Source organism: Arthrobacter sp. NPDC080086 (genome assembly GCF_040702285.1).
The window spans coordinates 1-20,629 of sequence record NZ_JBFBKP010000058.1; the positions used below are offsets into that span (position 1 = coordinate 1).

Consider the following 20,629-nt stretch of genomic DNA (forward strand, 5'->3'; position numbering starts at 1 on the left):
AAGCTCGCCCTCATCGTCTGGGCCGCCGACATCCTGACCCGCAAGCAGAAGCTCCTCGGCCAGTGGAAACACGCCGTCGTCCCCCTGCTGCCCGTCGGAGGCATCATTATGGGACTCGTCGCGCTGGGCCACGACCTCGGCACCACCATGATCGTCATGCTCATCCTGGCTGCCACGCTGTTCTACGGCGGGGTGCCCATGAAGGTGATCTCGGTGACGGGGTCTATCTCCGCCTTCGCGGCGCTGATCCTCGCCGCCACCAGCGGCAACCGCATGGGGCGGATCTCCTCCTGGCTGGGCGGCGGCTCCGCCGACGATTCCCAGGGCCTCGGGTATCAGGCGCTGAACGGCCAGTACGCCCTGGCCTCCGGGAGCTGGTTCGGCACCGGGCTGGGCCAGAGCCGGCAAAAGTGGAATTGGATCCCGGAGGCGCACAACGACTTCATCTTCACCATCCTGGGTGAGGAACTCGGATTCGCCGGCACCCTGCTGGTGCTGGCACTTTTCGCCGTGCTCGCCGTCGCCATCTTCAAGACCATCGCCCGGACCGAGGGGACCTTCGCCCGGGCGCTCTCCTGCAGTGTCGTCACCTGGATCATCGGCCAGGCCGTCATCAACATCGCCATGGTCAGCGGCCTGCTCCCGGTGATCGGCGTGCCGCTGCCGTTCATCTCCTACGGCGGTTCCGCGATGGTGTCCTCCCTCGCCGGCATCGGCATGATCCTCGCCGTCACCCGGTCTCCGGCCGGGCCTAAAACGGGTTCAGGAGCCGGTTAACGAACTGCCGGGTGCGTTCCTCGCGGGGATCCCGCAGCACCGTGTCGGGGTGTCCCCGTTCCACGACGACGCCGCCCTCCATGAAGATCACCTCGTCGGCAACTTCCCGGGCGAAGGCGAGTTCGTGGGTGACCACCACCATGGTCCATCCCTCGTCCGCCAGTTCCTTGATGACCGTCAGGACGTCGCCGACCAGTTCCGGGTCCAGGGCCGACGTCGGCTCGTCAAACAACAGCAGCTGCGGGCGGAGGGCCAGGGCGCGGACAATGCCGACCCGCTGCTGCTGGCCGCCCGACAGCTCAAAGGGGTAGCTGTTTTCCTTGTCCGCGAGCCCGACGCGGGCAAGGAGTTCCCGCGCCTCCTGAACCGCTTGGGCCTTGGGCTTCTTCTGAACCTGGACCGGGCCCTCGATCACGTTTTCAAGGGTGGTCTTGTGCGGGAAGAGGTTGTAATGCTGAAACACCATCGCGCTTCGATCCCGCACCGCCGCCAGCTGTTTCTTGGAAACAGGGGCGGAGAAATCCACGCTCAAACCACCGGCGAACTCCACGACCCCGGCGTCGGGGATTTCCAGGCCGTTGAGGGAGCGCAGCACGGTGGTCTTCCCCGACCCGGAGGGCCCAATCAGCGTGACAACTTCACCGCGGCGCACGGTGAGGTCAATGGATTTCAGCACCTCCTGCTGGCCGAAGGCTTTGCGGAGTCCGCGGACCGCCAGGAGGGCGCCGTCGTCCGGGCGTGCGGATTCAGTGGGCGACATAGCGGTCCAATCTCTTCTCGAGGGCCGACTGTCCGCCGGCGAGGACAAGGCAGATGACCCAGTAGATCACGGCGGCTTCCAGGTACAGCAGCATGAACTCCTGGCTGAAGGCCGCCACCTGCTGCGCCTGCCGGAACAGCTCAGTCACCAGGATCAACGACGCCAGGGAGGTGTCTTTGATCAGGCTGATGAAGGTATTGGACAGGGGCGGGACCGAGACCCTTGCCGCCTGCGGCAGGATGATCCGCACCAGGGCCTGCCGGCGGGACATGCCGATCGTGTGACCGGCCTCCCACTGCCCCTTCGGCACGGACAGGATGGCAGCCCGGATGACCTCCGCCGCGTAGCCGCCCACGTTGAGGGAGAAGGCGATGATTGCGCTGGGCCAGGGACTGATGGTGATGCCGACGGACGGCAGTCCGTAGAAAATGACGAAGAGCTGGACCAGCAGCGGGGTCCCGCGGATCACTGAAATGTAGACGCGGGCGATCGATGAGAGGACCACGTTGCGGCTGAGCCTCATCAAGGCGACCAGCAGGGCCAGCACCAGGCCCAGGCCGAACGAGGCCAGCGCCACCGGGATTGTTCCGGTGACGGCGCCCATGAGGATCGGTCCGAGCGAACTCCAGACCAGCTCCCAGTTCACAGTCATGGCCTGACCCGATCTACGCCGAGGGTACCCATGCCGTTACTTGGTGACGTCGGCGTCGAAGTACTTCTGTGAGATCTTCGTCAGGGTCCCGTCGGCCTGGAGCTCGGACAGGGCCTTGTTGACGGCTTCGGTGAGGCTGCTGGAGCCCTTGCGGAAGGCGAACGCGCTCAGGGACTTATCGGTGGTCTCGGCCGCGATCTTGATGCCGTCGTCCTTGGCCGTCTTCTGCTGATCCAGGTAGGTCAGCTTGTCGTTGATGGTCGCGTCGACGCGGCCCTGCTTCAGCAGGGTGATCGCCTGCGCCCAACCCTCCACCGACTGCACGTTGGCGCCGCTCTGCTGGGCCAGCTTGTACCAGTTGCTGGTCAGCGACTGGGCCGTGGTTTTGCCCTTGAGCCCGTCGAAGGAGGTGATGCTGGAATTGTCCGACTTGGTGACGATGACGCCGGTGCTCACCGTATACGGGGTCGAGAATTCGTACTTTGCCTTGCGCTCGTCCGTGATCGAAACCTGGTTCGCGACGACGTCGAACCGCTTGGCTTCGAGGCCGGCGAAGATCGCGTCGAACTGCGTCTCCTGGAACTCCGGCTTGACGCCAAGCTTGCCGGCGACGGCGGTGATGATCTCGACGTCGTAGCCGGTCAGCTCACCGTTGCCGTTGGCGTGGAAGGTAAAGGGCTTGTACGTGCCCTCGGTGCCGACCTTGAGGACGCCGGCGTTCTTGACGTCACTCAACGAGGTGTCAGCGCCGCCCGCCGGCGCCGAACCTGCGGGGGTCGTGGAGGCAGACCCGCAGCCGGCCAACGCCAGCCCCGCAGCTGCGATCAGACCGATGAGAGAAATTCGTGTGCGCTTCATGGTGGTCCTTCGTCCAGGCGCCGGGGGCAGCTATCTTAGGCAAATGGCCGGCTTCGTACCTGCGACGATAGCAAGACCTGCGGAGGACGGAAGAGCCCCGGTGACGGCTTGTGACGCCGTGCGGCGCATGGGTTGCCGTGAGGTTGGTTTCGCGGTACCTGCGACCCCTCGGCCGGGCCACTGCTACGCCGATATCCCGGTACGCCCGGCGGGAGCTGGCCGCGCTTCGGCGCAGCTGCGAACGCCTTCAGTTGCTTCAGCGGCACTTCGGAAGGTGAGCCGGACCGGGTTGCCGCGCGGGTACCAGGCGGCGCTACCCTAGTCCCACTACAGGACAAACCCGGGAGGAACCCCATGCCGTACGTCGTCGACTTCAAGGACGTGTCCACCGCAGGGCTCGAGTCCTCCCCGGTGGCGGAGGCACTGGCCGGGCTGCGCGCCAACGAGGCCCGCTACTACAACACCAAGTACGGCCACGCCTTCACGGTCAGCCCCGCCGGGGAGGCTCAGGACACCGTGGACCGGGTCGCCCGGATCCTCAAGGAGGAGCGGGACCTGGTCATCGGGTCCCGGCCGCTGGAGGCCACCAGCTTCGAGGTGGACGGGCTGCGGATGGACTACGTGTTCTACGAGTCGGGCCTGTCCATCAACGTCATGTACAGCATCGAGGACGGCGGCAAGCGGGCCGTCGGGTTCAAGCTCTCGGACGGCATGGAGGTTCCGGAGGAACTGGCGGACAAGTTCAAGTTCGCCCGGCAGAAGTCCAAGCTGGCCGGCACCATCCGCGGCTCGTACTTCGTGATCAAGGGCGAGTACTAACGGGCGCTAATTAGCCTCGGGCCCCGAGCGTCCCGGCGAGGTCCTCGATCGATTCCACGACGACGTCGTAGTCGCCGTCGGACGCCTGGTCCGCGTGCCCGTCTGGCCCGTATTCGTCTGGCCGGGAGACGAAGGCCGTCCCCAGGCCCAGTGCCGCGGCGGCGTCCAGGTCATAGCGGTGGGAGGCCACCATGAGGATCTCTGCCGGGTCCACTCCCAGCAGTCCCGCCGCACCCAGGTAGGTTGACTCGTGCGGTTTGAAGGCGCGGAACTGCTGCGCGGAAAAGACGGCGTCCCAGTCGAAGCCGCAGGTTCGTGAGGTTGAGATGACGGCGGAGAGGTCGGCGTTGGACAGGGCGGCCACGAGGTGCGACCGCCGTAACCGCTGCAGTCCTGCGGCCGCGTCCGGCCAGGGACGCAACTGCTCCCACCCGTCCGTGAGGGGAGCGATCTCGTCGGCCGTCACCACATCGCCGAGCCCACGTCGTCGAACGATGTCCGCCAGCCCGTCGGCATAGATGGACCGGACCGACCGCCACTCCCCCGCCTCGGAGAGCTCCGCCACCATGGTCCGGTAGACCGCCCGCCACTCGTCCACCACCGGCGGCCAGTCGAGCGCCGCGGCCCTGCTGCCCAGGACGGACCGGCCGTGGTCCAGCAGGGTGGTCCGGAAGTCCGTGAGGGTGCCCTGGACATCGAAGAGAACGGCTTTGTAGTGCTCGCGGGGCATCATTGCTCCTTCACGGACGGGACGGCGTTGGCCGGGGCTCAGATGTGCCGAGCCTAGCGGATAGCAAAAGGGCATAAAGAAGCCGCAGCGGGGCGGCGCACGTTGCGAATAGGCGATGGTCCCGGTGACCATCATTCGCCGCCCCACTGCGGTTCGTTGCCCGGGCCGGTGAAGGCCCGGGCAGCTTGCGGGTTACTTGCTGTAGCCGAAGACCTTGTTCCACTTGGCCAGGTCGTCCTTGCCGAAGCTGATCGCGTCGGTGTTGGCCATGCGGTAGACCTTGCCGGAGTCGGCGGCCGGCAGCTTGATGCCCATGATGGTGGGCGGCTCAACGTCGGTGCGGGCCGGGTATTCGCCCAGCTGTGCGAAAACCTTCTGGCCCTGCTTGGACAGGTTGTAGTTCATGAAGACCTTGGCAGCCTCAACGTTCGTAGCGGACCCGGCCATGCCCAGGTAGTAGTCATACGCCACCAGGCCCTCGTCCGGGACGATGAACTTCACGGGAGCCTTGTCCTGCACGGCGGAGATGTTGGTGCCGCTGATGGTCACGGTTCCCACCGCCACCTCGCCGCGGGCCAGCGCGGTGGCCTCGGCGCCCAGGGAGTCGTAGATGGTGGGCTTCTGCGCGGCGTACTTGGCAAAGTAATCGGCGCCCAGCTTCGACTCCATGAAGCGGTTCAGCGAGGCGGTGCTGCCGCCGGAGCCGCCCTGGACGATGCCCAGCTTGCCCTGCCACTTGCCGCTGACGGCGTCGGCCCAGGACTTCGGGGCGTCCGCTTCCTTGACCAGCTGGGTGTTGTAGCCCAGCGTGTAGACGGAGTTGAACATGCGGGTGAACTGCCCGCCGTCCACCGAGACGTCCTTGAACTGCGAGGCGCCCGGCACGTCGTAGGCCTTCCAGACCTTCGCGTCCTCCAGGGTCTTGGCGATCCGGTAGTCGGAGGTGCGGATGACATCGGCGCCCAGCTTGCCGGCGCCCTGTTCGGACTGGACGCGCTCGGCCAGTTTGTTCGGGGTCAGGCGGACCACGTTGACCTTAATACCGGTGTCCTTGGTGAAGGCGGCCACCAGGGCGCTCTCGGAGGACTCGGTGTAGCCGGAGTAGAGGCTCAGGGTCTGGGTCTTGGCCTTGTCGTAGGTGGCCTTGTCCGCGATGTTCTCGCCGTTGATCACCAGCCCGTCGTCGGTCTTGACCTCTGCCGTGGCGGTGACCACGCTGTTGCTCGCGGCGGCGCCGCCGCAGGCAGCCATGCTCAGGGAGAGGACGACGCCGAGGCCGAGCAGGGGGATTTTGGACGCTAACTTCATTGTTTAGACCCTTTCAAATGGTGTGGTGCGGGAAGCGTTATTTGGTCTCGAGCTTGCGGTCGGCGCCCACCTTCTGGGCGATCACCGCCAGCACCGCGATCACGACGATGTACAGGACGCTGACGGCCGCGGCCGACTGGCTCTGGCCGTTGTCGAAGTTGTCGAAGACCAGGATCGAGAGGATCCGGGTGTTCGAGGTGAACAGGAAGATCGAGGCGCTCAGTTCACGCATCGAGAGCATCAGGAAGAGCAGGAAGGAGGACGTGATGCCCACCCGCATCAGCGGCAGGGTCACGTTCACGATCGCCTTGGAGCGGCGGGCGCCGAGCATGACGGCGCTGTCCTCCAGGTCCTGGTCCATCTGCAGCATCGACGCCGAGATGCCCCGGTAGCCCTGCGGCAGGAACACGGCCACGCAGGCGATCGCCAGGATCAGCAGGGTGCCGTAGACCGGGACCGGCAGCAGCAGCCAGGTCCAGAGCAGGCCGATGCCCATGACGATCGCGGGGACCGCCAGCGGGGTCATGGCGATCAGTTCGATCAGCTGGCCGCCGCGGGTCTTGGTCCGGTAGCGGACGTAGGAGGCGATGAAGCTGAGCGTGGTGCCGGCGATCGCGGCCAGCAGCGCCACCATCACGCTGTTGCGCAGCGCCAGCTGGAAGTCGTGCGAGGCCAGGACGTCGGCCAGCTTCGCGAAGCTCATGGCCCCGGTCTCGAAGAGCTGGGAGATGGAGGCGACGAACGGGGTGGCCTGCATGGAGGCGGCCAGCAGCGCGAGCATCGGCAGGACGACGGCGACGGCGAAGTACGCCAGGGCGATGATGGTGAACGGCCAGCGCAGCTTCCGCAGCGGCACCTGGCGGGGCCGGTTGCCCTTGCCGGTGACGGTGGTGAATTTGCGCTTGTTGATGATGCGCTGCTGGATCACGGTGATGATCAGCAGGGCCGCGGTGAGGACGATCGCGATGCTGGCGGCCTGGTTGCTCTTGGCCGGCGTCGCGCTCATCAGGCGGTAGATGTAGGTGGGCAGGGTGTCGATGCCGGCGGGGTTGCCGATCACCTGGGCCACCGGGAAGTTCTCCATGGTCAGGGCGAAGACCAGGATGGCCGAGCCCAGCACGGCCGGCAGGGCCAGTGGCAGGGTGACGGTGCGGAGCATGGTCTTCAGGGTGGCGCCGTGGACGGTGGCGGCCTCTTCGAGGTCGGCGTTCATCATCGACAGCGAGCTGTGCATCAGCAGGAACGCGTACGGGGCGTAGAAGATCCCGAGGACGAAGATCAGGCCCGGCAGGCTGTAGATGTTGATGACGAAGTCGATGCCGAGGTCGCGGAGCAGGATGTTCAGGTAGCCGGCGCTCGGGGAGGACAGCAGCGACCAGGCCAGCGCACCCACCAGGGCGGGGATGAACATGGGGGCCATGCCGATGAAGAAAATGAACTTGCGCATCGGCGCGTCGGTGCGGGCGCAGACGAACGCCAGGAACGCGCCGATCACCAGGGCGACGACGGCGGATCCGGCACCCACCATGAGCGAGTTCCCCAGCGCGCCGAGGGCCTCCGGACTGGCCAGGAGCATCAGGTTGTCCAGGGTCAGGCCGCCCAGGGAGATGTTGCCGGGCCGGGGCACGGCGTCGGAGAACGCCGCGAGCAGCACCAGGGCCAGCGGCAGGAGCACCAGGACGGACAGGATCGCGATGATGATCATGGCGGGGGTGCTCTTGCGCAGGTTCCCGAGGGCCTTGGTGCCGCGGGAGGACGCGGGGACGGGGGAAGCCGCGACGGCGGGGTCCGCCAGCGGGGTCTTGAGGCTCATACCAGCACCTCCGCCGGGAGGATCTGGACCTGGGCGGGATCGATGCTGACCCAGACGGAGTCGCCCACCTCGTGCTGTTCGCCGCGCTTGATGGTGCCCAGCGCGTCCAGTTCCAGGCCGCCGTCGAGCTCCACGGCGTAGCGGACGTCGTTGCCCTGGAAACCGGCCACCCGGACCTTGCCCTTCCAGGCGTTGGCGGCCGCGGTGGGCTGGGCGGACAGCTGCAGGTCCTCGGCCCGCATGCAGACCTTCATCTGCTGCGGGGCCGTGGCGGCGCGCTGGGCGGAGTGGATGGTGAGGCCGTGGTCGGTCACCTTGGCGGTGGCGGAGCCGTCCGGGGCGGGCACCGACTCGCAGTCCATGACATTGGAGACGCCCAGGAAGTGCGCGATCGAGGCGCTGGCGGGGGTCTCGTACATCTCGCGGGGGCCGCCGATCTGGACGATCTTGCCGCCCTGCAGCAGCGCGATCCGGTCCGCCAGGGCGAACGCCTCGTGCTGGTCGTGGGTGACGTAGACACAGGTCAGGCCCAGGCGGAGCTGGATCTCACGGAGTTCCACGCGGAGCCGGTCACGGAGCCGGGCGTCCAGGTTGGAGAGCGGTTCGTCGAGCATCAGGACGCTGGGGCGCATCACCAGGCTGCGGGCCAGGGCCACGCGCTGCATCTGCCCGCCGCTGAGCAGGCTGGCGCCCCGGTCGGCGAACTTCTCCAGGCCCACCAGGGTCAGGACCTCCATCACCCGGTCCCGGGTTTCGGACTTGGAGAGCTTCTGCAGCTTGAGGGAGTAGGCCACGTTCTGGAAGACGGTCATGTGCGGCCAGACGGCGTAGGACTGGAAGACCATGCCCACGTTGCGCTTGTTCGGCGGCAGGTTGATGCCCTTTTCCGAGTCGAACACCACGACGTCGTCGATGATGATCCGGCCCGAGCTGGGCTCCTCCAGTCCGGCGAGGCAGCGCATGGTGCTGGTCTTGCCGCAGCCGGACTGCCCCAGCAGGACCAGGGCCTCGCCGTCGCCGATCTCGAGGTTGAGGTTTTCGATGGCGACGAAGTCGCCGTATTTGAGCTGCAGATTCTGGATGCTGATTTTCATGACACGTCCTTGTGAATGGTGGTTTGCCTGCCGCCCGGTCAGTCGCCGGGGACGAGCACGGTTCCTTCGCTGATGACCCGGGCCGACCGCTGGAAGGCGACCTTGCTGGGAACGGGCGCGTCCAGGGCTGTCCTGGTGGCGCCGTTGAGGAGGTGGATCGCCAGGGTGTCGCCGCCGTCGTGGTCTGTGTTGTCGGCTGTGCCGGAGTTACCGGAGGTGCCGACGGCGGCGTTGGCGACGATGGAGCCGGCGCGCCCGGAGGCGGCGGCGATGGCGACGGCGCTGGTGAGTCCGATCGCCGGGTGCAGGGCGCCCATCGAGATCATCCGCGCGGAGACGCCGGTCTCCCCCGCCGGCGGCGGGCCCACGATGCCCACCTTCGGGATGGAGGTCAGGTGGCTGGGGATGCCCATGACCTTGGCGGCGGCGGCCCGCAGCTCCGGCGCCAGGGCCACCAGTTCCTCCAGCTCCTCCGCGTCTTCACTGCCGGTGAAGCCGAAGTCCCGCGGATCGAAGATCGCCGCCGGGGCGCCGGCATCGATCAGCGTGGCGTGGAAGGTGCGGCCCTGGACGGTGACCTCGTCGACGGCGTGGCCGGTGGGCATTTCCGTCTCGAAGCTGGTCCAGCTGCTGCTCTCGAAGATGATGTCCACGGGGACGCCCGGGTAGTACTGGCCCGGGATCTGCCGTGAGCCGTAGGTGGGGACCTCGCCGCCGGGGGTTGGGACCTCGCAGACCAGGCTCAGCCCCGTGACCGTGTTGACGATCGTGACTCGGGAGACGCCGTCGGCCGGCGGCACCAGCCGGGCGTGCAGAGCGTACAGGCCCAGGCCGGTGGCGCAGTTGCCGCAGTTGCTGTCCCACTCCACGGAGGGCGTATCGATGGCCACCTGCGCGAAGCGGTAGTTCACCACGCCGTCCGCCGAGCCGAGGTCGTCCACGATGATCGCCTTGCTGGTGGTGGAGGACGCGCCGCCGACGCCGTCGATCTGGCGGAGGTCCGGGGAGCCGAAGGTACGGATCAGCAGGCGTTCAATGTCGGCGGTGTCCGCCGGCAGGTCGCTCTGGCGGAAAATCCAGCACTTGCTCGTCCCGCCGCGGACCAGAGCGGCCGGGACCTGAATAACTGACGTTCGCGGGGAGTCCGATTCCCCCAGTTGGACCGTGCCGGTGGGGCTGGTCATCGTGTCTCCTCAATGGTGCCTGCGTACCGTCGTTGGTACCGGTCGATCTTTGAAGCACTTTCGGTACAGTTTTAAGAAACTGTCCTCGCTTTTGGTCGAATGTATACCGTTTGCAAGAAGCGAGCAACAAAAATGTGCATTGGCACACACTCGTTACCGAAATGTGACGGCCGTCTCGCTGTCATCTGGGCTTGCTGTTCACGAAAAGGGCCAGCTGTATACCGTGTGTTAAAATGGCCTTCGACTGTATGGTGAGTTGCATCAGGCCCGCCTGATGTTCACACCGTTGCTGCCACGAGGAAGAGACCAGCGATGAGCAATCCGGCCCTGATGAGCCCGTACCTGATGATCCGCAACGCGATCATTGCCCAGGAGCTCCCGCCCAAGGCCCAGCTGGTGGAGACCGCCCTGGCCAAGAAGTACAACGTCTCCCGCACCCCCATCCGCGAGGCCCTGCGCCGGCTGGAAACCGAGGGCCTGGTGGAGCGGATCGGCTCACGCATGCAGGTCCGGGAGTACCGGCCCGAGGAGATGCTGGACCTCTACGAGGTGCGCTCCTTCCTGGAGGAGGCCGCGGCGAAGACGGCCGCGCTGCGCCACACGGACATGGACCTCATGCTGATCGAGCGCGCCCACCAGAGCATGGTGGACCTGAAGTTCGAGGAGGCCACCGCGGCGCAGCTGGCCGCCGTGAACCGCGCCTTCCACGAACGCATCTGGGCCGCGAGCCACAGTGCGGCATTGCTGGATTTGCTGGACCGCATCCTGGTGCACTTCATCCGCTACCCCGGCACCACGCTGTCCACGCCGGCCCGTTGGAGCCAGGTGCTGAAGGAACACGAGGAACTCGTCGCCGCCATCCGGGACCGGGACGCCGAACGCGCCGGCAAGATCGCCAGCGCCCACCTGGAAGTGGCCAAGAACATCCGCATCGAGATGTACATCGACGCCCAGGAGATCCCTGCGCCGTAAGACCCACGCACGTCACCCGGTGCCCGCGGGGCACTGGGAGCACAGCCATGAGGAACTAACGAAGGAGATCGACCAGTGTCAGGCATTGTCATCGTCGGCGTCGACGGATCAGAAACAGCCATGAAGGCAGCGCGCACCGCGGCGGACCTGGCCCAGGCCATGGGCGCCACACTCAACGTGGTCACCGCGTACGCCAGCGACAAGACCGAGGTGGTGGAGATCGCGGGCGAGGACTGGACCGTCTCCGACTCGGAGCAGGCCCACAAGGTGGCCCAGCGCGTGGCGGCCCTGCTCGGCGCCTCCGGCGTCAGCACCACCTACACCGCGGCGCGCGGCAAGCCGCACGAGGTGCTTATCAGCGAGGCCGAGCGCCTCGAGGCGAAGGTGATCGTGGTGGGCAACCGGCGCATGCAGGGCCTGGGCCGCGTCCTGGGCAGCGTGGCCAACACGGTGGCCCACAACGCGCCGTGCGACGTCTTCATCGCCAAGACGAACTAGAGCAACGCCAACTAGAACCGACCAAGCGCGCCCCTCACGGGCGCAGCGCATCAAGCAGGGAGTCCGGCCGGACTGGAGAAATCCAGACCGCGGCCGGGCTCCCTGCTGCGTTCCGTGCTTCTAACGCCGCTCCCCCGCAACACTGTGGACCACCTCTTGTCGGATTGCATTCTGTTGTATACATTCGTATTCAAACAATGAGATAGGAGTCTGGACAATGGTGGAGAACGTGGACGTTCTGGTGGTGGGCGGCGGCAACGCCGGTTTTGCGGCGGCACTGGCCGCGGCGGAAAACGGCCGCTCCGTGCTGCTGCTGGAGAAGTCGGAGAAGGACCGCGCCGGCGGCAACAGCTACTACACGGCCGGCGCCACCCGCATTCCGCACAGCGGGCTGGAAGACCTGGCCGACGTCGTCGAACCCGATGAGCGGCACGCCGTCACTGAGGTGCCGCCGTACACGCAGGAGGACTACCTCGCGGACCTGGCGAAGGTCTCCGGCGGCCGGAACGATCCGGAGCTGTCCCGGGTGCTGGTGGAAGAGAGCCACGGCACGCTGCGCTGGCTGCAGCGGCAGGGGCTGAAGTACCGGTTGATGTACGAGCGCCAGGCGTACAGCCAGCCGGACGGGTCGTACCTGTTCTGGGGCGGCCTGCACATCGGCAACGTCGGCGGCGGCAAGGGCCTCATGGCGGACCACGCCGCGGCGGCCGCGCGCGCCGGCGTTGACGTACGCTACGGCCACGCCGTCACCGGGCTGATTGTCGAGGACGGGCGCGTGGCCGGCGTGCGGTTCAACGACGCCGACGGCGGCACCGGGGAGGTGCGGGCAGAGTCGGTGATCCTGGCCGCGGGCGGCTTCGAGGCGAATCCGGAAATGCGGCAGCGCTACCTGGGCGAGGGCTGGCAGAACGCGAAGGTCCGCGGCACCCCGGGGAACACCGGCGAGATGATCCGCGCTGCCCTGGACGCGGGCGCGGCGCAGGGCGGGGACTGGTCCACCTGCCACAGCGTCGCCTGGGATGCGGGGTTCGCGGAGAATGAGAGCAACTATGAGCTGACCAACCAGCTCACCCGCGGCGGCTACCCGCTGGGGATCGTGGTGAACCGTGAGGGCGCGCGGTTCGTGGACGAAGGCGCGGACTTCCGCAACTACACGTACGCCCGCTACGGCAAGGACATCCTGCAGCAGCCCGGCGCCGTGGCGTACCAGCTCTTCGACGCCACCACCCGGCCCATGCTCCGCGCCGAGGAGTACCAGATGCCCGGCGTCTCGGTGATCGAGGCCGATGACCTGGCCACCCTGGCCGAGCGGGCGGGCATCGACCCGGCGGGACTGGAACGCACCGTGGCCGAGTTCAACGCCGGGATCGACACCGGCCGCGCGTTCGATCCGAACGTCAAGGATGGCCGCGCGGCCGCCGTGGTGCCGCCCAAGAGCAACTGGGCGCTGGCGCTCGAGACGGCCCCCTACTACGCCTTCCCCGTCACCTGCGGCGTGACGTTCACGTTCGGCGGACTGAAGACGGACACCTATGGCCGGGTGCTGGATAACGACGGCGCGCCCATCCCGGGCCTGCTGGCCTGCGGCGAGGCCCTCGGCGGGCTCTTCAGCGGCAACTACCCGGGCGGCAGCGGACTGGCGGCCGGCGCGGTGTTCGGCCGGCGGGCCGGCTCCGTCGCCTAATGCCTATCCGACTCCTTGTGCTTCGCTACCCGGCGACGACGGCGTGGAGGGCGGCCGCGGTGCCCGCGGGGTCGGTCAGCATGGCGCAGTGGTCACCGCTTATGGTGACCAGCCGGGTGGCGGCCGGCAGGTTGGACAGGGACATCCGCATCCGCCGCTCGGTGTTCTGCCGGTCCTCCTCGGGCCAGATGTAGGTCACGGGAACGCCGTCCAGGGAGCCGGCGGGCAGGGCCCATGGTTCGAAGAGCGGCCCGGCGGGCTGCGGGGTGAGGCGGGAACGGATCGCCTCGACCTGTTGGTCTCCCGGGTCCAGCGAGGACAGCCAGCGGGTGGCCACCACCTCGGCGGGGACCACGTAGCTGCCGTCCCCGCGCTCCGCGGCCTCCCGCTCGTAGGTCTCGCTGATTGCGGGGTCCAGGGTGTCCGCCCAGGACTGCCCGGGCTTGCGGGCCTGGGCGCTGAAGTAGACCAGGTGCCGCACCTTGTCCGGGCGTTGCAGGGCCGCGGCGGCGATCGGGTACCCGGCCATGCTGTGCCCGGCGAGGACCACCGGCTCCGGGGCGGCGTCCAAGCGCTCGACGACGGCGGCCACGTAACCTGCCACGGTCACAAAGCCGCGCGGGGTGGCGTCATCCCCGTGGCCGGGAAGGTCGAAAGCTTCGGCCTTCGTGCCGAGGGCGGCAAGTTCGGCGATGGCGCCTTCCCAGCACCAGGCGCCGAGCATGCTTCCGTGGACCAGCAGGATCTCGGCGGGCACGGTCGCTCCTTCGGTGGGGCCGGGTGCGGCCGCCGGGGCTCCGGCGCCGCGATTGAATGCAAATGTATACTGCGATCTGGGTGATGGGAACCCGGATGACGGCATGTGGACGTCAGCTCCGGGCCTGGTGAGGAGCGTGCGTGGTGTTGGAGAAGTCGGTCTACAGCCGCCTGCGGGAGGACATACTGAGTTCGGCAATCACGCCGGAGGAGACCCTTACGGAGGTCAAGCTGACGGAGCGGTACGGCGCCTCCCGCACCCCGGTCCGCGAGGCGCTGCAGCGGCTGGAGCAGGACGGCCTGCTGGAGCGCCGCGGCAAGATCCTGGCGGTCCGGACGCACACGGCCGAGGAAATCGTGGACATCTACGAGTCGCGGATCGTGCTCGAGGAAGCCGCCGCGGCCAAGGCTGCCCGGAAGCGAACGGACCTGGATGTCCGGCTGCTCCGGGCCAAGTGCCAGAGCATGCGCGCGCTGGATCCGGCGGACGGGTCGTCACTGGCCGAGGCCAACCGGGAGTTCCACGGCCTGATCTGGACCGCCGCCCACAGCCCTTCACTGATGCGGCTGCTGACCGGCCTGGACCAGCAGGTCCGCCGCTACACCCTGACCACCCTCACCCACCCGGGCCGCTGGGACGCCGTGCTGGCCGACTACGAAGCCCTGGTCGCGGCGATCGAGGCCGGCGAAGCGACCACAGCTGGCGACATCGCCGCCCGCCACATGACCGAAGCCCTGGATATCCGCCTGCAAATGTACGCCGAAGACCCGCAGCGGCTGTAAGAGTTCGTCAGCCTCACCTGGCATGTACGCTGCGCCGATAACGGACCTTTCGTCAGCCTGGGGCAGTAGCGCAGCACCCCGCGGCCTTCGAGAAGAATCGCCTCGAAGGGTGAACACCCTAGGACCGAAAACCATGGCGCCGAAACGCTGTAAGACCCTCAATCTTTACTGGTCTAGACTCGTGGTCAGTTTGCTGTGAGGGTGCATAGCTCCCACAGATGCTATACGAGTTCAGGGGGCGGGACGTTGGTACCGGAAATTATCGCAAATGCTTATCTTGTTCTGGAAGGCGAGAAGCCCCGGCACGGCGGTCATTCCTCCGTGCGGAAAGCCGTCAGCCTAACCTCTGGTGACCCCGTGGCCATCAAGTTCATCGTTGGACGGGGGACGGAAATGACCGAGTCCATCTTCCAACGAGAAGTGAAAGTTCTCAAGACGGCCCGCCATAAGAATATTGTCCCATTGCTGAACTCAGGTATCGATGACACTTCAACTCCCTACCTTGTAATGCCGTGGGTGGAACGCAATCTCCAAGAGTGGATCGAAGACGGAAACTTTGCGGATGCCCGCGAGAGCGTTGGATCCCTCCTGCTACCCTTGGCCTCGGCGGTCGGACACCTCCATCGACACCGCTTAGAGCACAGAGATATCAAACCGTTGAATATTCTTATGACGTCCGACGGAGTGCCGCTTCTCGCGGATATGAGCATCAGCAAACAAACCATGATGACTAATAGCTCCGGACTAACACTGCAAGCCTGGAGGACTGCACCTTTCGCGCCGCCAGAGTTGGTGGACAAGCAGCCTTACGTTCGAGACGTTTATTCACTGGCGGCTACATTTGTTGTGGCCGCCTCCGACAAAAAGATAGAGAACCACGCCGAAGTCGTGGCAGCCTTGGATTCTCTTGATTGTCCGTCCGCAGTTCGTAGCGTGCTCGAACAGTCCCTCGACGTCGACCCGGAGGCCAGACAGGCAGACTGCTCGATTATGGAATCGGAGCTGCAATACGCTTTTGACCACTCGACGAGGTCTTATTCATCCCGTCGGCTTCTATTCCTTGTGCTCACGAAGTCCGCGATTCGCACATTGAGTGAAGTCTTCCCTGACCCGGGACAGTCGACCTCATTTGTCATCGACGATCTGGCGTCGGCAACGGTCGCCCGCCTCGGGGAGGGCCCCGATGGTTCACCTATGGTGGAACTCGCCGGCGACCGGGGTCTGTACCGGTGCAGTCCCAAGCCGAAAGAAGGCATTCTTCTGGTAACCGGTGTCAGCGTCGATGAACTGGAGGCTCTGGAGTGGCTGCGTCGTTCCGGAAGGGTGGTCGCCAGCGACGTTGATTTCTCCGACCGAACCCCCCTCGACAAGGAGCGTGCGATCTCCCAGCTGTCCGGATTCCTCACGGACTTGCGCGACCACAATGAGTCACCGCGAGACGCTTCTTCGCTGGGCGGTCTCGCGACCCATCTCGCTCGTTGGACCAGAACCCTTGACGTGATAGTCGAGTTCGAACGTCGTAAACGGCGGAATATTCGGTTTGACAACGGTGCAAATGACGGGCGTGACCTGACGGTCGCCCTCTGCGAATCTGTGGAGGAAGACCTAGTCGGCTCAGAGTGGATACTCAAGACATCCTCCGATTCGCTGTCAGGGACGCGGGTGGAGGTGATTCGTCATGTCGATCATTCGTCTACTCTGAGAAGTCGTTCGGGGCAACCCCTCCGGGGGTATCGCAGAGGAGTTCTCGAACCAGATCTAGGCCCCACACTCGTCTCGCTAAGACGCCAAATGGATGCCCTGGCGTCCCTCAAGCATGGTTCTGCAACGAACGATTGCCTAGGGGAGATTCTGGATGGTATTGAGCAGGCTCCCCTACCTCCAGTCACCCCTGAAGGAGGATGGTTCCAACACCTGGACGCCGCGAAACAGCGTGCCGTGGGTACCGCCCTTGCCGGCAATCCCGTGATGCTGGTGAAAGGTCCCCCAGGCACGGGCAAAACGCGCTTGATTGCAGAAATTGTGGCGCAAGAGCTGAGAAAATCACCCACAAGCCGGATACTGCTCGTCAGCCAAACCCACGTAGCGGTGGATAATGCGCTTGCGAGGATTGCATCGCTGGGCATAGACCGTGTGGTACGACTGGGCAAACCTAACGACGAGCGCATCTCACCAGAATCTCGCCGCCTACTTCTGGATACGCTGATCGATGAGTGGGTTCAACAAGCGCGTCGCCGATCGGAGAAACATCTGGAGGATTTGTCCGAACAGGTGGGTCTGCCTGCCACAACGGTTCGTGCCGCTTTCATCCTCCAACAGATCGCCGCTATCAGTCAGCTAATTGCCCGCCAGCGAGAGCGGGACGTAACCTCCATCCTTGACGAGATCGCCGAAGATTCTGGTTTGGCCGTACAGAGCGACCAGTCAGTAGACGTTGCCGCCCAAGAGAGCTTGGTGGTGCAGCTTTGGAACGACCTAGACCATCTACTTCCAGGATCTTTGGTTTCATACGAAAGTCACGGCCCGGACCAACTCAGGCAGGTATCCAAAGAGATGATTGCCGGTTTTGCCGAAGGAGCGCACCTGCTCAAACTGGTTGAACTCCAGGCGGATTGGCTTCAGCGGATGCCCATAGATCCCTCTATTGTGGCGACCTTTCTTGCCGATGCCACAGTAATTGGTGGGACCTGCCTCGGGTTCCTGTCTCATGCTGCAGCCAAAGACCTGGAGTTCGATCTGTGCATTGTGGATGAAGCATCAAAAGCCACTGCTACCGAGGCCCTTGTGCCCGTCGTGAGGTCTCAACGTGTAGTTCTTGTCGGTGATCCGAGCCAGCTCCCTCCTATGGAAGAGGAAGCATCAAGGGACCGGGAACTCCTCGAGGAGTTCGGCACTACACCCCAGGAACTATCCGAAACACTTTATGACGTTCTGTCAGAAATTCTTCCTGAATCCCTCGTTATCGAGTTGAACGAGCAATTTCGAATGCAAAAGGCAATCGGCGATCTTGTTTCAGAGTGCTTTTACGACTCCAATTTGACCTCGGCAACTCAGGCACCATCAGTTAACTTGTCTAATCTTTGGTCGCCTCTGCTTTGGGTTTCGACCAGCTCTCGCAAAGATAGGTTGGAACAAGAAGATAAGTCCGCTCAACGTAGCTACGCTAACCGTCGGGAAGCTCTGGAAATCGCAGCACTGTTGAATGTTTTACAACGCTCTCTGGAAAGAGGGTTAGTACAGTTAACCGGAAATCAACAACTGGAAGTGTTGGTTATCGCACCTTACCGCAGCCAGCTAGAAGCAATCCGTCGTGAACTGGTCAAGAGTCAATACAGTTTCAACGTGTCAGTGGAATCTGTTGATGCGGTCCAAGGTAGAGAAGCTGATATCACCTTCTTTTCGGTCACCCGAAGCAACCTGAATGGACGTTTTGGGTTCATCGGAAAGAAGTATTGGAGGCGCATCAACGTTGCAGTCTCACGTTCACGGTTAGGGCTAATCATCGTCGGAGACCTCGACTTTGCTACATCAGCGGAGGGTCCCCTTAAGAAGATTGCGAACTACATGCAGCGCAATCCTGAGTCAGCCGAAGTGAGGGAGATAGGATGATCGGCCGTATGAATGACCTCAACAATCGACTGCGGAACGCCCGCCCCGGACTCTCCCCAGTTGCGCTGATCGAAGTGGCAGTTCCTGTAACGATGCTTCGCTTGGTGGTCAATGCTCAAAGGAAGAAACAGATAGCCCTGCTGCACGAGATCATCCTTCGCTCCGTCGACGCTGGCCTTACAGCGACTGACGAAATCGCGCATCTGACCGGCCTGGAAAATCGCGTCATTTCAGAGACCGTCGCTGAGTTGGCAGTCTCAGGTCATGTCACGACAAGTTCTTCCTCGGCGATCCGGCTCACGCCCATTGGGCGTATGCTCGCGGACGAACTTACTTTAGTCACCCCGAGCGTGGAGACTCTGAACTTGAGCTTCGACCGATTGACTTGGAAGGTAGCTGCTTACAGATCCGGGAGACTAATAAATCGAAGGGATACCGTTGCCAGAGGAGTGACTCGTATCCCCGCGTCACAAACCAGGAGGATCGAGAGGCCCGACGTAACGGTTCGCGACCTCCGGGCATTGCTCAGTCGATCCAACGAGCGAAACGTAGAAGTCGACTACCTCGGCATTGTAGATCTGCGTTCCCGGGCCAGTAAGTACTACGAAGCTGAACTTATACTCTATGCAGACAAGTCCGGGCAGACGTTAGAGGCCGCATTCCTGATCGACGACGATCCTAGCGAGGAGCATGATTTGGCTTTTCTCGCGGGTGGCGGCCTCAAGTCTCTAAAAGTTGAAGTCGAACCGACATATTCGGAATCAGGGGCCATGCCTGCGAACGAAGGCGTCGGCGAACTGACAGCTTTCGAATATGCTGGAATGCTCTATAAATCTCTTCGAGATGCAAAAGAAATTATCATAGTTATTGAGAAATTAAACGACTGCGCCGCCATGAGACAATTGCTGACAATGCTAACAGATCAGCTTGCGCGAGGGTGCAGCGTGCTTATTGGCATTCTGAAAACCGAAGGGGAAGATCTGATCCCTAAAGGACTTCAAGAACTCATCAGGCCTCTTGCATCCGAAGGTGCAGTCAGAGTCCTGGACGTAGACCAATACGCCACCGTAGCGAATGGAATCTACCTCGACGAAATCCGAATGCCATGGATACCCGAAGCAGTCGACCACCAGCATCTTCCCGAAATTCGGCTTTACAGAATTCAGCCAACACGAGACTACAGCTCACGAGATGCTGTCCGTAAGACAGTTCAGAATGCCTTGCGGCTGTCGTGATTCGAACTGCGCACCAGCGGACACGGCAAGATATCTGCTTTCCGCCTTAGCCGTCCACCTGACGCGCTTCCTTCTCACCGGGCTTGCCGCGTGAGGGCCACAAAGGACCTGGACGGCAAGAATGGTCACGTCGCACCGAAGCCAGTAGGGACTTGAGTGCAGGGGATGGCCCATGACGTTTCGCAAAGCCCAGGGGACCCGACAAAACCTTAGATGACTTGCTTGGAACCGGACAATTGCGGTGCCATAGGCTTGTTTCCCCTCCCCCACTCTTGCACCGATAATCGACGTTTTGTCCGTGAGCTGGCCAATCGTTCACCCCGCCGGGTTGAATCTCGGAAGACCTAGGAGGCGGCGGCTGATCCCGCCGATGTGGGCAGCCATCGCCGCCTCAGCCGCCTCAGCGTCTCCGGCCCTGAACGCTTTGATGATGGCCTGGTGCTCCAGTTGAGTGTCGTCCCCGCTGAGGTCGTTCTGAACCATTAGGCGGAAGCGCTGGATGTGGCCTTCGACTGAAGCATAGGCCCTGATCAGGAACTCATTGTCCGTTGCTTCCACGATCAGCCGGTGAAATTCTTCGTCTGCGCGCCAGTAGGAGCGGTAGCCGGCAAAGGTGCTCCCGCCATGGCGCGACTGGTCAAGAACCGCGTGAACGCGCTCCAGATCAGACACCAGGTTTACTCCTGCAGTCGAGCAGGCAAGGCCAGCACAGGCCGGCTCCAGAACCCGTCTGGTGGTGAGGAGTGAAGCGGCATCCTTCGCCGTCGGCTCAGGGGCCACCCTGTAACCACGGAGGGCTTCACGCTTGATCATTCCGGTGCCCTCTAGACGCACCAGCGCCTCTCGCACAGGTGTGGAAGAAACCTTAAAACGCCGGGCCAGGCCATCAATGCTCAGTGGAGCCCCGGTGGGAATCTTGTCGTCCAACAACAGGGAAAGGACGGCCTCGAAGACCTGATCCGCCAACATCGGCCGCGCAGGAATGAGCTCGTCTGTTTCTTCAGTTGGAACGGCGTTCATGCTGAATCCCCTTGGTTTATGGCGGGTCACTAAACATTACACACAGCCGTCGCGAAGGTGACGGAGACCGTTGGCAA

18 protein-coding genes are annotated in these 20,629 nt (G+C 64.0%); 8 read left to right on the forward strand and 10 right to left on the reverse strand.

All coding sequences use genetic code 11. From position 1 onward, the window contains the following. On the forward strand, positions 1–777 hold a 777-nt coding region (locus AB0305_RS16855; RefSeq protein WP_366173457.1), incomplete at its 5' end, for an FtsW/RodA/SpoVE family cell cycle protein. On the opposite strand, the gene AB0305_RS16860 is transcribed toward AB0305_RS16855, so the two are convergent. The 3 genes from AB0305_RS16860 to AB0305_RS16870 are packed head-to-tail and all read right to left on the reverse strand — an operon-like array spanning position 752 to position 3,047. After that, a complete protein-coding gene (locus tag AB0305_RS16860; protein WP_364134179.1) occupies positions 752–1,537 on the reverse strand; it encodes an amino acid ABC transporter ATP-binding protein in 786 nt (261 codons plus the stop codon). The two genes, AB0305_RS16855 and AB0305_RS16860, sit on opposite strands and share 26 nt — an antisense overlap. After that, positions 1,524–2,183 (reverse strand): amino acid ABC transporter permease, encoded by a 660-nt coding sequence (locus tag AB0305_RS16865; protein WP_290256486.1) that lies wholly within the window; start codon positions 2,181–2,183, stop codon positions 1,524–1,526. Before AB0305_RS16865 ends, AB0305_RS16860 begins: the two co-directional genes overlap by 14 nt. Before the next feature lie 42 nt (positions 2,184–2,225). Beyond that, a complete protein-coding gene (locus tag AB0305_RS16870; RefSeq protein ID WP_364134182.1) occupies positions 2,226–3,047 on the reverse strand; it encodes an amino acid ABC transporter substrate-binding protein in 822 nt (273 codons plus the stop codon). 354 nt (positions 3,048–3,401) lie between these two features. On the opposite strand from AB0305_RS16870, the gene AB0305_RS16875 reads away from it, so the two are divergent. Beyond that, positions 3,402–3,866 carry a phage tail protein gene (locus AB0305_RS16875; protein WP_364134185.1) on the forward strand — a complete coding sequence of 155 codons (465 nt, stop codon included), beginning with the start codon at positions 3,402–3,404 and terminating at the stop codon, positions 3,864–3,866. A gap of 10 nt (positions 3,867–3,876) precedes the next feature. Here AB0305_RS16875 and AB0305_RS16880 read toward each other — a convergent pair whose 3' ends face one another. The 5 genes from AB0305_RS16880 to AB0305_RS16900 all read right to left on the reverse strand — a co-directional run bounded on the left by AB0305_RS16880 (position 3,877) and on the right by AB0305_RS16900 (position 9,995). Then, a complete protein-coding gene (locus AB0305_RS16880) occupies positions 3,877–4,599 on the reverse strand; it encodes a haloacid dehalogenase type II (RefSeq protein WP_364134188.1) in 723 nt (240 codons plus the stop codon). A gap of 189 nt (positions 4,600–4,788) precedes the next feature. Next, positions 4,789–5,904 carry an extracellular solute-binding protein gene (locus AB0305_RS16885; protein ID WP_364134191.1) on the reverse strand — a complete coding sequence of 372 codons (1,116 nt, stop codon included), beginning with the start codon at positions 5,902–5,904 and terminating at the stop codon, positions 4,789–4,791. 37 nt (positions 5,905–5,941) lie between these two features. After that, entirely contained in the window at positions 5,942–7,717 is a 1,776-nt protein-coding gene (locus AB0305_RS16890) for an iron ABC transporter permease (RefSeq protein WP_364134194.1), read from the reverse strand. Further along, on the reverse strand, positions 7,714–8,811 hold the full coding sequence (locus tag AB0305_RS16895; protein WP_290256298.1) for an ABC transporter ATP-binding protein: 1,098 nt from the start codon (positions 8,809–8,811) through the stop codon (positions 7,714–7,716). Before AB0305_RS16895 ends, AB0305_RS16890 begins: the two co-directional genes overlap by 4 nt. A 38-nt stretch (positions 8,812–8,849) precedes the next feature. Next, positions 8,850–9,995: a PrpF domain-containing protein gene (locus AB0305_RS16900; RefSeq protein WP_364134198.1), complete on the reverse strand. Its 1,146-nt coding sequence runs from the start codon at positions 9,993–9,995 to the stop codon at positions 8,850–8,852. A 312-nt stretch (positions 9,996–10,307) separates the two neighbouring features. Here AB0305_RS16900 and AB0305_RS16905 point away from each other — a divergent pair, with 312 nt between their 5' ends. The 3 genes from AB0305_RS16905 to tcuA all read left to right on the forward strand — a co-directional run bounded on the left by AB0305_RS16905 (position 10,308) and on the right by tcuA (position 13,149). Continuing rightward, positions 10,308–10,967 carry a GntR family transcriptional regulator gene (locus tag AB0305_RS16905; protein WP_364134201.1) on the forward strand — a complete coding sequence of 220 codons (660 nt, stop codon included), beginning with the start codon at positions 10,308–10,310 and terminating at the stop codon, positions 10,965–10,967. 75 nt (positions 10,968–11,042) lie between these two features. Beyond that, complete coding sequence (locus AB0305_RS16910) at positions 11,043–11,465, forward strand: universal stress protein (protein ID WP_364134204.1); 423 nt, start codon at positions 11,043–11,045, stop codon at positions 11,463–11,465. Positions 11,466–11,682: 217 nt separating this feature from the next. Further along, complete coding sequence (tcuA, locus tag AB0305_RS16915) at positions 11,683–13,149, forward strand: FAD-dependent tricarballylate dehydrogenase TcuA (RefSeq protein WP_364134207.1); 1,467 nt, start codon at positions 11,683–11,685, stop codon at positions 13,147–13,149. A 25-nt stretch (positions 13,150–13,174) separates the two neighbouring features. Here tcuA and AB0305_RS16920 read toward each other — a convergent pair whose 3' ends face one another. After that, positions 13,175–13,906 carry an alpha/beta hydrolase gene (locus AB0305_RS16920; protein ID WP_364134209.1) on the reverse strand — a complete coding sequence of 244 codons (732 nt, stop codon included), beginning with the start codon at positions 13,904–13,906 and terminating at the stop codon, positions 13,175–13,177. 140 nt (positions 13,907–14,046) lie between these two features. Between AB0305_RS16920 and AB0305_RS16925 the strand changes: the two genes are divergently transcribed. From AB0305_RS16925 to AB0305_RS16935, 3 genes are all read left to right on the forward strand, one after another. Then, positions 14,047–14,688 carry a GntR family transcriptional regulator gene (locus AB0305_RS16925; RefSeq protein WP_364134212.1) on the forward strand — a complete coding sequence of 214 codons (642 nt, stop codon included), beginning with the start codon at positions 14,047–14,049 and terminating at the stop codon, positions 14,686–14,688. Between the two features lie 201 nt (positions 14,689–14,889). Continuing rightward, positions 14,890–18,297, forward strand: a complete 3,408-nt coding sequence (locus AB0305_RS16930) for an AAA domain-containing protein (RefSeq protein WP_364134215.1) — start codon at positions 14,890–14,892, stop codon at positions 18,295–18,297. Between the two features lie 8 nt (positions 18,298–18,305). Continuing rightward, on the forward strand, positions 18,306–19,532 hold the full coding sequence (locus tag AB0305_RS16935; RefSeq protein WP_364134218.1) for a hypothetical protein: 1,227 nt from the start codon (positions 18,306–18,308) through the stop codon (positions 19,530–19,532). Between the two features lie 315 nt (positions 19,533–19,847). On the opposite strand, the gene AB0305_RS16940 is transcribed toward AB0305_RS16935, so the two are convergent. Then, positions 19,848–20,552, reverse strand: coding sequence for a GntR family transcriptional regulator (locus AB0305_RS16940; protein WP_364134221.1), 705 nt, complete (start codon positions 20,550–20,552; stop codon positions 19,848–19,850). Positions 20,553–20,629 lie beyond the last annotated feature (77 nt).